Source organism: Bacteroidales bacterium (genome assembly GCA_018334875.1).
Taxonomy (GTDB): Bacteria; Bacteroidota; Bacteroidia; order Bacteroidales; family UBA12077; genus JAGXLC01.
In genome coordinates, this window is the sequence record JAGXLC010000090.1 from 1 (window position 1) to 13,462 (window position 13,462).

12 protein-coding genes are annotated in these 13,462 nt (G+C 45.2%); 6 read left to right on the forward strand and 6 right to left on the reverse strand.

All coding sequences use genetic code 11. From position 1 onward, the window contains the following. The coding region (locus KGY70_09295; protein MBS3775371.1) for a hypothetical protein at positions 1 to 225 on the forward strand (225 nt) is incomplete at its 5' end. Positions 226 to 334: 109 nt separating this feature from the next. Here the strand turns inward: KGY70_09295 and KGY70_09300 are convergent. Continuing rightward, complete coding sequence (locus tag KGY70_09300; GenBank protein MBS3775372.1) at positions 335 to 2,005, reverse strand: amidase; 1,671 nt, start codon at positions 2,003 to 2,005, stop codon at positions 335 to 337. A gap of 21 nt (positions 2,006 to 2,026) precedes the next feature. After that, the gene (locus KGY70_09305; protein MBS3775373.1) at positions 2,027 to 2,995 is read right to left on the reverse strand and encodes a DUF523 and DUF1722 domain-containing protein; all 969 of its coding nucleotides are present in this window, start codon (positions 2,993 to 2,995) and stop codon (positions 2,027 to 2,029) included. 65 nt (positions 2,996 to 3,060) lie between these two features. Here KGY70_09305 and KGY70_09310 point away from each other — a divergent pair, with 65 nt between their 5' ends. From KGY70_09310 to KGY70_09325, 4 genes are all read left to right on the forward strand, one after another. After that, positions 3,061 to 3,288 carry a hypothetical protein gene (locus KGY70_09310; GenBank protein ID MBS3775374.1) on the forward strand — a complete coding sequence of 76 codons (228 nt, stop codon included), beginning with the start codon at positions 3,061 to 3,063 and terminating at the stop codon, positions 3,286 to 3,288. A gap of 133 nt (positions 3,289 to 3,421) precedes the next feature. Next, on the forward strand, positions 3,422 to 4,606 hold the full coding sequence (locus KGY70_09315) for an aspartate aminotransferase family protein (GenBank protein MBS3775375.1): 1,185 nt from the start codon (positions 3,422 to 3,424) through the stop codon (positions 4,604 to 4,606). Between the two features lie 42 nt (positions 4,607 to 4,648). After that, positions 4,649 to 5,521: a hypothetical protein gene (locus tag KGY70_09320; protein ID MBS3775376.1), complete on the forward strand. Its 873-nt coding sequence runs from the start codon at positions 4,649 to 4,651 to the stop codon at positions 5,519 to 5,521. Between the two features lie 66 nt (positions 5,522 to 5,587). Then, entirely contained in the window at positions 5,588 to 6,880 is a 1,293-nt protein-coding gene (locus KGY70_09325) for a glycosyltransferase family 2 protein (GenBank protein MBS3775377.1), read from the forward strand. A gap of 478 nt (positions 6,881 to 7,358) precedes the next feature. Here KGY70_09325 and KGY70_09330 read toward each other — a convergent pair whose 3' ends face one another. From KGY70_09330 to KGY70_09340, 3 genes are all read right to left on the reverse strand, one after another. Further along, positions 7,359 to 7,676: a septum formation initiator family protein gene (locus tag KGY70_09330; GenBank protein ID MBS3775378.1), complete on the reverse strand. Its 318-nt coding sequence runs from the start codon at positions 7,674 to 7,676 to the stop codon at positions 7,359 to 7,361. Positions 7,677 to 7,926: 250 nt separating this feature from the next. Further along, positions 7,927 to 9,558, reverse strand: coding sequence for an L-glutamate gamma-semialdehyde dehydrogenase (gene pruA / locus KGY70_09335; GenBank protein ID MBS3775379.1), 1,632 nt, complete (start codon positions 9,556 to 9,558; stop codon positions 7,927 to 7,929). 214 nt (positions 9,559 to 9,772) lie between these two features. After that, positions 9,773 to 10,027, reverse strand: a complete 255-nt coding sequence (locus tag KGY70_09340) for a hypothetical protein (protein ID MBS3775380.1) — start codon at positions 10,025 to 10,027, stop codon at positions 9,773 to 9,775. 144 nt (positions 10,028 to 10,171) lie between these two features. Here KGY70_09340 and KGY70_09345 point away from each other — a divergent pair, with 144 nt between their 5' ends. After that, positions 10,172 to 10,975: an HD domain-containing protein gene (locus KGY70_09345; protein MBS3775381.1), complete on the forward strand. Its 804-nt coding sequence runs from the start codon at positions 10,172 to 10,174 to the stop codon at positions 10,973 to 10,975. Positions 10,976 to 11,034: 59 nt separating this feature from the next. Here the strand turns inward: KGY70_09345 and KGY70_09350 are convergent, their stop codons facing one another. Continuing rightward, positions 11,035 to 13,395, reverse strand: coding sequence for a T9SS type A sorting domain-containing protein (locus KGY70_09350; GenBank protein ID MBS3775382.1), 2,361 nt, complete (start codon positions 13,393 to 13,395; stop codon positions 11,035 to 11,037). Positions 13,396 to 13,462 lie beyond the last annotated feature (67 nt).

Below are 13,462 nucleotides of genomic sequence, written 5' to 3' on the forward strand. Positions count from 1 at the left end.
AAAATTGAGGTGTTGCAAAGGAAAGTATGGTATTCCGAATCTGCCGATAACATGGTGAATCCTTTAGCATTGCCGCTCAAACGCATACTGGAGATTGCAGAAGAGAATAAGCACGGATACCAACCTTGTCTTTTTGCCCCCGAAATATCCGGCTCTCATCATTCCTATACTTCTTCTCCGGGGCAAGGCAATGGGTCAAAGAAGGCATCCACACATCCCAATTAGCATTAGAAAAGCCGGCGTTGAAAGAGAAATCCGGATGTTTACGTTGTCCACGAACCCGGTCCATCCTCAGGGAAACCCCATACGAATGGCCGTATCAATACATACCGGTTCATTCTTTGAAGTATTTGGGGTGTTGCTCATCATGGATTGTGGCTTTTTGAAAGGCATTTGCCATTTCCAGTATTTTTCCCTCTTGGTAAAGGTTTCCCAAAAAGCTGATGCTGGTGGGATGACCTTGATCATCAAATCCGTTGGGCACCACCACGCAGGGATGCCCGGTAAGGTTGGTTGTAAGCAGTTGGTTGCCTCCAAAGCTTGGAGCTATGATTACATCAAACTTCCTGAAAAGCCTGTTGATTTGGTCCGCTAATATTTTTCTCAGCCTGTTGGCCTGAATGTATTCCACCGCCGGGATAAACCTGGATTTTCGAAAGATATTCGGCCATGCATGCCTGTGCTGGGCTACGAGCAGGCTGTCCCGGTTACTCCGGGTTAATTTGTCGAATGCTGCAGCAGCTTCAGCTTCCAGAATGAGCAGGAGTGGTTGGACTGGAATGCTGTCGGGCAGATTAACCGAATGCAGGTTAATACCCATATCTTTGATTTTCTCCAGGGCCAGGCTGTCATTTTTATGGCCCCGGTATGTTTGATCGAAAAGTTCGCTCAGATAACCTACTTTGAGTTCCGATATTTCGGTATTTGTGTTGTAATTGAAGGGATAATCCTTTACTGTAAGGTCCTGCTGATCGGATCCCTGAATGGTATTGAATACCATGGCACAGCCTTCAGCGGTCCTGCAGATGGGTCCAATCTTGTCCATGGTCCAGCTCAGAGCCATTGTTCCCGTCCGGCTGACACGGCCAAAAGTGGGCCGCAGTCCGCTTGCTCCACAACGTGTTGAAGGAGAAACGATGGAGCCGTAAGTTTCTGTTCCCAGTGAAAATCCCACCAGTCCGGCTATTGTTGCAGAAGCCGAGCCCGCAGAGGACCCGCTGGATCCTTGTTCCATGTCCCAGGGATTTTTGGTTGTCGCTTCATACCAGACATCACCCATAGCAAGTGCTCCCATAGAGAGTTTGGCCACAAGCACGGCGCCGGCATCCCGCAGCTTTTTATAGACGGTGGCATTGCCTTCCAGTTCCTGGTTTTTATAGGCAGCAGCTCCCCATGTTGTTTTGTATCCTTCTACAGTTACCAGATCTTTCAGGCCATAAGGGATACCGTGCAAGGGTCCTTTGTAATTGCCCCGTCTGATCTCTTCATCAGCCTTCCTGGCCTGCTCCAGGGCCAGCTCTTCCGTAAGGGTGATCAGGCAATTGAGTGTGTCGCTGTATCTTTTAAGCCTGTTGATATACATTTTGGTCAGTTCAACTGAACTGATCTTCTGTGATTTAATTAATGAGGCCAGTTCGGGTAGTGAATAAAATGCCAGTTCCTCAGTGTTGTCTGGTTTACTGACTTTTTCTTCCATATTCCAGACGATTGGCTGTTGTTTTTTATTTATATTCATCCATCCGGGTACGGGGTCGAAACGGATAACAGGCGGAACCGAATTGGGAAGTTCTACGCTGCGAATTTTTTCATAACCTTCTTTCTGCTGTATTAGATCTTTTACCATAGAGTCCCTTTCCGTTTCAGTGAAAGAGAGACCAGTGAGCTTTTCAGCATGGCGGATATTTTTACCGGTTATCTCTTCCTTTTTTTCGGCATTCCTGCTGCAGCCGAAAAAAATACCGGTTATAACCAGCAAAGATAGTAGAAGCTTGATTGTTGTTTTCATATTGAAGGAGTTTGATTGTTGTTATCGGTTTCTTCCTTTGCCCGAGTCGGTAATTTCTACAAGTTCCAGTGGAAATGGGTTCAGGAAGGTTTGCCTGAGCAGGTAATCCTGTTTGAATCTCAGAGCATAAGAATTAAGCAGTTTGATCAGTACGCTCAGGGGGATCCTTTCATCCCTGTATTCTTCAATGGAATTGAGGAAGAATTTCTTTTCGTCTGATCCCAGTTTATCTGAGATAAATCCAAAAGCGTGCTGCAACATGTTGATCCGGGATGTGAAACGGGGCATGGTTTTTAACAGACGGAGCATGTGTGTTTCATATTGATTGATTACCTCTTCAGTCTTCAGGTGTTCATGGTTGGCGGTGATTTTGCCCAGTTCTTTCATTTTATTTTGGTTATAGGCCATAAAAAGCATTTTATTGTTGGAATGAAAATCCACCAGGCCTTTCATGGTGGGATTTTTTTTCAGTTCCCTGAAGGCTGCCAGTGTAAAGATCCGGGTAAGAAAGTGCTCACGGATGCTGTAGTTACGAAGTCTTCCTTCATCTTCCACCGGCATGTTTGCATACTGCTTCATAAGGGCGTCTCCGAAAAAACCTGGTCCTCGCGAATGTTGATTTTTTCCTTCAAATCCTGAAAATATCTTCACATTTCCCAGGCCACAGGATGGGGATTTATGTTTCATGATGAATCCGTCCATTTCTTCCAGATTGTTCAGATAATCTCCTGTAAATTGTTCCATTTGTTCCGTGAAATCCAAACCTGTGGCCGGTTGAAACAAATGTTTCCTGTTGTCTTTTATCACCAGCCTGACGGGGTCTCTGGGTACACCCAAACCAAGCTCCATTTCCGGACATACCGTAACAAATTTTACATAAGCGCTTAATTTATTAATGAATGAGTCACTAATGATCCCGCCGTCGTACCGGCAGTTTTCAAATCCAAGGCAGCGGCTTATGATCAGTTTGGGTGTGGTAAAAGGCTTCATAGGTAACAAATTTTTTCCATGCCAAAATAATGAATTTTTGCTATTTTTGCCGAAAATATCAAAGAATGATGTTCATTAAACTGCTTTTACCCGCTATATTGATTGTTGCAATAGCTTTAATTTTTCTGGGCATCCGGATGCTGATCCAGAAAAACGGGAAATTTCCCGAGACGGAAATAGGCCGGAATAAAGAGATGCGTAAGCTTGGAATTAACTGCGCTCGGGTTGAGGAGATCAAATGCCGCCGGGAAATTGATCAAAATGGAGGATGCGGTTCCTGCGGCCTGTTTTGAAAAGATTTATTTGAACCAGCTAAGCCGACCATCATCCGGTATCCTGTTTCTTATGTCTTGAATCTTGAATCTTGAATCTTGTATCTTATATCTTGTATCTTGAATCTTGTATTCTAACTCTTAAATCCCAATTATGATATCCAACCGGGAAATTTTCCTGCGAAATATAGGTCAGACTACAGATCATCCTTTGGCCATTGAAATTGAAAAAGCTGAGGGGATTTATCTTTATGATACGAGTGGGAAAGACTATATCGATTTGGTTTCAGGGGTTTCAGTAAGCAATGTGGGGCACCGGCATCCCCATGTGGTGGAGGCGATTAAGAACCAGGTGGACAAACACATGCATCTCCTTGTTTACGGAGAGCTGGTTCAGTATCCGCAGGTAAAATTTGCACAATTGCTTCTTAACCGGCTTCCCGGCCGCTTTGATAACATTTATTTTGTTAATTCGGGCAGCGAAGCCAACGAAGGAGCGCTGAAACTGGCCAAGAAATATACCGGAAGAACGGAAATTGTTGCATGCAGGAATGCTTATCATGGCAGTACACATGGAGTACTTTCTCTGATGGGCGATGAAAGGTATCGCAATCCTTTTCGGCCGTTGCTTCCGGACATTCGGTATATAACCTTCAATAAGGAAGATGATCTGGAGCAGATCACGGAAAAAACTGCATGTGTTATGGTGGAACCCATACAGGGAGAGGCAGGTATCGTTTTGCCCCGTAACAATTACCTGGAGAAACTTCGGAAAAGATGCACTGAAACCGGGACTCTGCTTATATTCGATGAGGTGCAGACCGGTTTTGGCAGGACCGGCTCGCTTTTTGGAATGACCCATTTTGATGTTTATCCGGATATTTTTACCATAGCCAAGGGGATGGGAGGAGGAATGCCCATTGGAGCTTTTGTGTCTTCCAAACCCATCATGGATTCGCTTAAAGCAAATCCCGGTCTGGGTCACATCACCACTTTCGGCGGGCATCCGGTGTCTGCTGCAGCGGCCCATGCAAGTCTTCAGGTGATTCTTCAGGAAGAACTGAGCAATGAAGCAACAGCAAAGGGGAAAACATACCTGGAAAAACTGAAACATCCGAAGATCAAAAACATGTGGGGTACCGGTTTGTTTATTGCCGTCGAGCTGGAGCGTGCCGATACCGCATCCGGTGCCATGAACAAGCTGGCGGAAAACGGCATCATTACCGATCGGTTCATATTCAAACCGGAAGCTTTTCGGATCGCTCCTCCACTGACAATTGATGAAGAGGCGATCGAAGAATCCATCCGGAGAATTCAAAAGGCTTTGGATGCTTTGTAGATAGTAAATGTTATTTTTGTACAACAGAAATTTGACTTGGTCATGTATTATATGAAGAAAGTGAGGTTACTGATCATAGTTTTGTTTGTTGGTTTAGTTACTGCTCGCGTTTCCTGCGGCCAGGATACCAGTGATAAGGTGGATATGAAAAAGGCAGAACAGTATCTCATCCGCCATTTTGATTCGCTGGCATCAGCAGGCAGCGACAAGAAAAGGGAAGCGATCAACAGGAAAATTATGGATAAATTCAGAAGCTTCGTTGATCAGGAAAGCTCCTTTTTATATCCTTTCGACTCCCTGTCCAATGCCGGTATTTTGAAATCATCCGATGGTAAGGTGAAGGTTTATAACTGGAATGTTCCCTATGAAGCGGGCTATCATGTTTATCATTGTTTTATTCAGCGCAGAAAAGCGGACTCATTGATAAGTTATGAACTGAAAGACAAATCCGAACAAATAGAGGAACCTGAAAACAAAATACTGGATAAGGACAACTGGTATGGAGCCTTGTATTATAGCATTATTCCCAAGGAGGGGCGGTTTGACAAGACTTATTATACCCTTTTGGGATACGATCCGAACGATTATATGACCAACAGGAAGGTGATCGACGTATTGCATTTTGATAAAAACAACCAGCCGGTATTCGGAGCTGAAATATTTAAGAACCAACGGGAGATGTCAAAGCGGATCCTGTTTGAATATGCTGAATTTGCTTCCATGACGCTTCAGTATAATAAGGATAAAGATATGATCGTTTATGATCATCTATCTCCCTCAAAACCTGAATATGAGGGGCAACGCGAATTCTATGGTCCCGACTTTTCGTACGACGGCCTGCGGTTTGAAAATGGTATCTGGAATACTTATTTTGATCTTGATCTACGGCTTAATGAGATCAATCTGGATGAATAGGCAGATTGAATAATATGACATCGGTAGATAGTATTGCCTGGTAGTTATAGCGATCCGTTTTTGAATATGGGTTTTGCTGCACAATATTTGGCGAAGAACAGGGGAGTTGAAAGTTTTATTTCTGCATCCCCTGCAAAGGATTTAAAGTACGTTGTGGTCATACCCAGCTACGACGAGGACGGGTTAATTGATACACTGAACGCCCTTTGGAAAGCTCAAAGACCCCGATATTCGATAGAAATTATTGTTGTGGTTAATTCTTCCAGGGAAACTTCCGCAGATATCAGAGAAAAAAACAGACAAACGCTCAGGGAGATTGATACCTGGAGCAGGAACTACTGCGACCGGGACTTTGCTGCATATGCCCTGTACGTACCTGAAATTCCCGGGAAGGATTTCGGAGCCGGGATGGCCAGAAAGATCGGAATGGACGAGGCCATCAACAGGTTTGAGCAGCTCAACAGGGATGATGGCTACATCATTTCCCTGGATGCGGATACCGCCGTAGCAGATAATTATTTTACAGCGATTGAACAGACCATAGCAAAGAGACCTGCCATGAATGCAGGCATTCTTTATTTTGAGCATCCTGTGGAAGGCGGGGAATTTTCCCGGGATATATATGATGCGGTCGCAAAGTATGAACTGTTTCTGAGGTACTATAATCAGGCACTAAGATGGACCGGTTTTCCCTATGCTTTTCATACCATTGGCTCTGCTTTTTTTGTGCGTGCATTGGCTTATGTAAAACAGGGCGGGATGATCAGGCGGAAAGCCGGCGAAGATTTTTATTTTCTGAATAAGGTTTTTCAACTGGGAAACATCTGTGAGGTGCATTCAACGGCCGTTTATCCTTCACCACGTTTTTCCGGCAGGGTTTTATTCGGCACCGGACCGGAGGTTGAAAAAATTACCAGGGAGCCTGATAAACCTTATATGACCTATGATCCCGAAGCATTTCGTGCGCTTAAAGCGTTTTTTTATGGTATAGACCAGCTATTTCATTGCAATGAGAGGGAAGTGGAAGATTATTTGAATGCATTGGAGCCGGGCTTAGAGGATTTTCTTAGATCCGTCGGATTGAAGGATGAAATCAAAAGGATCAATAACAACTGCAAAAGGCCGGAAGTATTTAGGAAACATTTTTTTCAGTGGTTTGGGGGGCTGAAGATCATCCGGTATATGCATGTGGTACATGATAAATTTCTGGATAAGGTTCCTGTTCATCTGGCTGCCTCCGAGATGCTGAAAATGCTTGGTTATTCCGGGCAGTTTGACAACAGCTCAGTCAACTCCCGGATTTTTCAGTTACTCAGCAAATACAGAGAAATAGAACGCAGTAGAGAATATACTATTTGAGAAGGCACAAAATTCAAGGCAAATAGCCTGGATATCAAGGCAAGAAAAAATCCTGTTTTTCGGATTCACTGTCTCAGGTTAATTGGTTTTGTTTTTTATCGGGGATCCCGGGTTTCTCGTCAAGGGTGGGATGTAGCTAAAGTTGGTGCTTGTAGTTTGATTTACTTGTTGATTTATAGCTTGCTACTAATTTCGCTCTCTCGCTCCATCGTTCTATCATACCGTCTTGCCAGTCGTTTCGTCGGGTTGCCGTGTTGTCGTTCTTTCGTTCCCTCCTTCAGTTGTGCCGCCGTGCTGTAGTTCTATTGTTTCGAGTCTCATGTTCCGGGTCTCGCGTTACCTATAGCTGCATTTCGTTCAGTCGCATTGTCGCCCACTCGCTCTATTGTGTCCTCGTGCTGTCGTTCTTTCGTTCATTCGTGCTGTCGTGCTATCGTGCCGTCGTGCCAGTCGTTGCTTCAGTTCATTCACACCCCTTCTAGTCATCAGCTTCTTCCACAATAATAAAAAGGTCCTCGTTCTCTTTTTTCATGTAGTACTCTTCGCGCGCAAATTCTTCAAGATTTTCCTCGCTGGTTTTCAGTTGGTGAAGTTTGACCGAATCCTCCCTGATCTTTTGCAGGTAGAATTTCTTTTCTTCCTGAAGCTCTTCATGCCGGTTCATTTGCCTTACGCGGTCCACCAGGTTGTTTTGATCGAAAAATATGAGCCATATCAAAAAGATGAGGAATGTTAGGATATATTTGTTTTTTAAGGCGGGAAGAATTCTTTTTAGGATTTTTTGAAGTGATTCCATGGTTTATCCTCTTTGGGCCAAAGGTAATATAAAAATCAAAAGGGTCAAAAGAAAGCAATGAAAATTAAGAACAAATAAAAAGGGCGGTGTTCTAAAAGAAAATATTTCGCCACCAAAGCATCAAAGCACCAAAGCACCAAATCCCACTAAAATCTTTATTCGTTATTTTGTGGGATTTAGTGTTTTGCAGGGCTTTCTTAAATTTCTAACTTTTTAGGCACCCCTTTTCTATGAGTTGATAATATTCTCTTTATTCTTCCTCCAGGAAGGGATACCTGTAATCCTTCGGAGGATTGAAGTTTTCCTTGATGCTTCGCATGGATACCCATCGGAGCTGGTTGATAAACGAGCCGGCTTTGTCATTGGTTCCAGAGCCTCTTGCACCGCCAAATGGCTGCTGGCCAACGATAGAACCCGTAGGTTTGTCGTTTACATAGAAATTACCGGCTGTTTGCTGAAGCCGTTTGGTTAACCAGTCGATTTCGTAACGATCCTGTGAGAAAATGGCCCCGGTAAGCCCATAAATAGAAGTATTGTCAAGTTCGTCCAGCGTTTCTTCCATCTTGTTTTCCTCGTACACATAAACCGTTACGATGGGTCCGAAGAGCTCTTCTTCCATGGTGTAGTAATGGGGATCGGTTGTTTTAATTACCGTGGGATAGATGAAGTATCCTTCCGATTTGTCATATTCGCCACCGATTATAATTTCAGCTTCTTTGTCTTTTTTGGCCTTATCTATAGCCGCAGAATGCTTTTCAAAGGCAGCCTCGTCGATCACAGCATTCATGAAATTGGAGAAATCTTCAGGGGATCCCACCTTGATGGAATTCACATCTTCCCTGACCTGTTCCAGGATTTCATCCGCCAGGTTGGCCGGCAGGTAAACCCTGGAAGCTGCTGAACATTTCTGGCCCTGATATTCAAATGCACCTCTGGTAATAGCTGTGGCAACAGCTTGTGCATCCGCCTGAGGCGAAGCGAATATGTAATCCTTACCGCCCGTTTCGCCTACAATCCTGGGATAGGATTTGTATGTTTTGATGTTCTCGCCGATCTGTTTCCAGACATTCTGGAATACCGAGGTGGAGCCTGTAAAGTGGAATCCGGCAAAATCCGGATGCTCAAAAACCACCTTTCCGGCAGCCGGACCGGATACAAACAGCATGTTGATCACGCCGTCGGGTACACCGGCTTCCCGGAAGATCTCCATGATCACGTTTGCTGCATACAGGTTGTTCTTCGACGGTTTCCAGACCACGGTATTGCCCATCATGGCCGGTGCGGCAGGTAGATTCGCAGTTATGGCCTGGAAGTTAAAAGGCGTCAATGCAAAGATGAACCCTTCCAGCGGGCGGTATTCCACACGGTTCCAGATCCCGTCGGGTGAATATACCTGCTGGTCGTATATGTGGCTCATGAAATCAACCCCATAGCGCATGAAATCGGCAAATTCACAAACCGTTTCTATTTCGGCCTGATGACAGCTCTTGGAAGTAGCCAGCATGGCCGCCGCGTTGATCTTATAGCGGTAGGGGCCGGTAAGTAGTTCTGCTACTTTGAGAAAGATGGCAGCTCTTTCATGCCAGGGCATAGCAGCCCATTTTTTCTTGGCTTCCAAAGCGGCTTCGATGGCCTGTTTTACATGGGTTTCATCACCTTTGTGGTAATATCCCAGCGTGTGTTTTAATTCATGGGGCGGATGAACGGGGACTTTGTTTTCAGTGCGTACTTCCTTTCCTCCAATGATCATGGGTATGTCCAGATCTTTGGATTTGAGCTCTTTGAGCGCTTTTTTCAGTTCTTCACGATCCTTTGTGCCGGGGGCATAGCTCCTGGCAGGTTCGTTTTTGGCTGTTGGGACTTTGAAGAATCCTTTGGGCATAATTTTGATATTTTAAGAAGGTTAAACGTTATTGGTAACAAAACTATTAAAATGGATTCAGGAATATTATGAGTATTGTCATTTTTCGTAATATCCTTAACAATTTCTTTTGAATGGCTTTATCCAACTTACACACCTTTGTAGACTTATCCAGTGGTCTTGTACATCATTTCCGGACTTTTGTGCATCATTACCTTTGTATTATTTAACGAGTTCACAGTTTTGTGCAGTATTTTTTATTCTTGTGCATCATTCCCACACTCTTGTACACCTTTACCTTGATATTGTACAATGATTCCATAATCTTGTGCACCGATGCCACAGTCTTGTGCAGTAATTCCCTGGTCTTGTGCACCGGTGCCACGGTCTTGTGCAATAATCCCACACTCTTGTGCACCATTGCCACGCCATTGTGCAGTGTTGCCACAGTTTTGTCCGGTAATCCCATGGTCTTGTACACCTTTGCCACGGCGTTGTACCTTGATTATTAGTTTTATGAAGCCTCCGTGCCGCAATTGGGCAGGTTCTTCCCTGGCTTTCACCCGGTGGTAACGCCATTAAACCCTTCCGGGGCTTTTCTTGTTACAGTTAAATATTTATTAACTTTGCGCCTATGACAAGAGAACAGTTTTACAGCATACAATCATGGTTTGAGCAATATATAGAACAGTTCCACAGCAATGATCCGGCTTTTCAAAGGAACATCGGGCTGAAGCGAGACCACAGCCGAAGGGTTTGGGGAAATGCCGCCGACCTGGGAATGAGTATTCCATTGAAGGACAATGATCAACTGATCATTGAAACTTCAGGGTTGCTGCATGATGTGGGTCGTTTTGAGCAATTCCGCAGGTACGGCACTTTTTCCGACAAAAAATCGGTTAATCATGCCTGGCTGGGCGTAGAGGTATTGAAGGAAAAGGATATTCTGAAAGATCTGTTGGAAGATGAACGGGAAGATGTTTATACAGCCATATTGCATCACAACCGGAAGGAAGTTCCACATGATCAAGATGAACGGCAGCTAAGATTCATTAAGCTTTTACGGGATGCGGACAAGCTGGATATCTGGCGCCTGGTTACCGATTATTACTGTGGCAACGGAGAAACGAATAATACCTTGCAGCTTGATCTGCCCGATAAACCGGAGTTCAACCGGAAAAATATTGATGATCTTATGAATGGCCGCCTGGTGGACCTGAGAAATCTTGAAACACTAAATGATTTTAAACTCCTTCAGGTGGGATGGGTGTACGATCTGAATTTTTCAAGATCATACGAAATCCTGAAGGAAAAAGGTTTTCTGGAAAAAATATTTGATTCTTTGCCGGATACGAAAGAGGTAAGACAGGTCCGGGAGGAAATACAGAAATACCTAAAGGCTCAGCGTATAGCACAGAGCATAGAGCACAGAGCATAGAGCAGAGCGCCCAGATCTCTGAGCTCTTTGCCCTGAGCTCTGTGCTCCTTGCCCTGTGCTCATTTCACCACGCTCATCTTCCTGCACTTTACATACCCACTTCCGGTTTGCATCCGGTACAGATAAATACCTGCCGGAAAATCAGAAGGATCGAAATGGTGCGTATACTTCCCGGCGTTTTGAAACTGATCCACAAGGGTTGAAATAACCTGACCCTGCATATTGAGTACTTCCAGACGTACATGGGTTTCGGAGGATATTTCGTAGGGTATCATGGTATAATCATGAAAAGGATTGGGCTGGTTGGCCAATAATTCTGAGCCATATTTCATGGATCTTTCCTGTGTATTTGTTCCCGTGATATTGAGGAATCTGATTGGCTGTGTATTGGAATTTGCATTACTTATTGTTGCCCGGTTTAAGGAAGCGGTTACGGGACCGGGCCAATCGTTTCTTGCTTTCAGATCAAGGGCGATCAACTCCCTGGAGCTGGTAATGTCTCCGGTACCTTTCAGCACGTAAGCCAACTCAAATGTATTGTCTCTCTTTATTGTGAAGGAAAGCAAGTTGTCAAACCAGGTTTCCGGGCAGAATAGTGGTTGTATATTTTGGATTTCCCATTGTTCTGCATCTATACCTGTTATTGCCAGGCTAAGTGCCACACCCCTGAGGTCGGAGTGTGTTTCGCAGGCTATTGTTAATGGTATTATGGCACCGGCTTGCTGGGGCTCGATGACCATTTCGGTCAATGGTGGCTCATTCAGTTTCAGTGTAGCTGAAACCGATTGATTGAAATGGAGTCCGATGGGCATCAGATCCCGGTGATCCACCTGGCCATCACCTCGTGTGTCTGCATGGGTTGCTTCCGGAGGTATCCATGCTTCCACCTCGCGGGCTGCAAACTCCGTGCTGTTGTAAACGGGTGCCGGTCCGTGAGTTAGCCAGTATCTTCCCAGTGCAAGTACATCATCGGCATTAACCAGGCTGTCCCCGTTGGCATCTCCGGGGTAAACCGCTAATCTTTGCGGCGCTGCATTCACGCCGGTAATCAGCACATCATCCAGACGGTTGGTTCCGCTGGAGCCAATGTCTCCGTTGTTTACGCTGGTATCACCGGCCATGGCCCAGCGGATGAACGCATATTCCCGGTCAGCTATGGATTCGGGGAGAGCAAGCGTATCCAGTACGCCTGACGACCAGTTGTTGCCCACACGAATATTCCCACCATCAACTTCTTCCCATGTATTGCCGTCCGTGCTTATTTCTATCCTATAATCCCGGGGTCCCGTGTTTGATCCATATTGTTTGGATGAGAGTTCAATATCGGTAAAATCGGAGGTGGAAAAAGCAGTCCACCAGTACTTAGATCCATCCGATCCGTCTTCCCATTTGTTCGAGTTGGCTGCTCTGCCTGAAGCACCGGAGGCATATCCTTCAAATGAAGCACCGGATAATTCTATTCCGGATTCCTGATTGGCCGGAATTGAATATGACGGGGTGAGCGTTTCCTCGTCGAAATTCCACTCTGCCAATGTGTGACGGTATGGAGCTTTTCTGTTGATGTAGAGTACAGCATTCGGACTGTCCTCTGCTTCCCAGATACCCTCTGTTCCCCCGTACACCCAGGAACCGTCATCCAGCCGTGAACGCAGGGCTACATACCATGTTCCTATGGGTCTTTTATAGGCTATCTCACGGGTATAGTAAAGATAGTCATTTGCATCTTTTTCCGTGTATTCCATTTCCATCCAGACGGAGTCATCCCAGGTGGAGGGGTCCGTATTTTCTTCGCTGATTCCCACCCGGGTTTCAATTCTTCCAGTGTCGGTTATTCCAGTGGCATATAACGTTCCTGTAACATCAAATGTTTCGCCTTCTGTTACCGTATTTTCCGCGGATATGGCCATATCCAGGTCGCTTATGCTTTCCTGGATTTCCAAGGGGATGGCATTTACAGGATCGGTGGGTATTTCATTGCCCCCGGAATCGAAAATCTCCTGGTTTGCAAAGGTCAGATCGGTAGTGGTGGAAGGGGCAGTATTTTTTACAAGGAAGTTCAGGATCATATAAGAACCCGCGGAAGGATTCTCCAGGGGATCGGTTCTGGAAACGGAAGCACCGGTCGTTCCTGTACCGAGGGGTCCGGAGTTGTTGATTCCCGGCTGGCTTAGTCCTGTGTTTTCAACCGAGAGGAATTCCAGCAGATCTTCCTGACAGGATACTTCGATGCTCCCGTAGTAAAAATCCAGGGCATCGGATACGCTGAGGTTGACGGCAATTTCCTCGCCGGCTACCGGCCGGGTGTTGGAAACGTTTGCGCTTACAGCAGTTTGAGCAAACAGTACAGCCTGCGATAAAACGGTGAAATACACCGTGAGGACTACGATACAAATCGTGTAAGGGTAATGCTTTTTTTTCATAATGATAAGTTTTAGGGTTATTTTATCTGTATATCAGATTGTTTATCTATTATTCCCTGATTTGAAT

Bases quoted from the DNA above. Each gene is read 5' to 3' on its own strand.
- KGY70_09345 (MBS3775381.1), top strand. From the start codon at position 10,172: ATGACAAGAGAACAGTTTTACAGCATACAATCATGGTTTGAGCAATAT.
- KGY70_09305 (MBS3775373.1), bottom strand. From the start codon at position 2,995: ATGAAGCCTTTTACCACACCCAAACTGATCATAAGCCGCTGCCTTGGA.
- KGY70_09325 (MBS3775377.1), top strand. From the start codon at position 5,588: ATGGGTTTTGCTGCACAATATTTGGCGAAGAACAGGGGAGTTGAAAGT.
- KGY70_09330 (MBS3775378.1), bottom strand. From the start codon at position 7,676: ATGGAATCACTTCAAAAAATCCTAAAAAGAATTCTTCCCGCCTTAAAA.
- pruA (MBS3775379.1), bottom strand. From the start codon at position 9,558: ATGCCCAAAGGATTCTTCAAAGTCCCAACAGCCAAAAACGAACCTGCC.
- KGY70_09310 (MBS3775374.1), top strand. From the start codon at position 3,061: ATGATGTTCATTAAACTGCTTTTACCCGCTATATTGATTGTTGCAATA.
- KGY70_09350 (MBS3775382.1), bottom strand. From the start codon at position 13,395: ATGAAAAAAAAGCATTACCCTTACACGATTTGTATCGTAGTCCTCACG.
- KGY70_09300 (MBS3775372.1), bottom strand. From the start codon at position 2,005: ATGAAAACAACAATCAAGCTTCTACTATCTTTGCTGGTTATAACCGGT.
- KGY70_09320 (MBS3775376.1), top strand. From the start codon at position 4,649: ATGTATTATATGAAGAAAGTGAGGTTACTGATCATAGTTTTGTTTGTT.
- KGY70_09315 (MBS3775375.1), top strand. From the start codon at position 3,422: ATGATATCCAACCGGGAAATTTTCCTGCGAAATATAGGTCAGACTACA.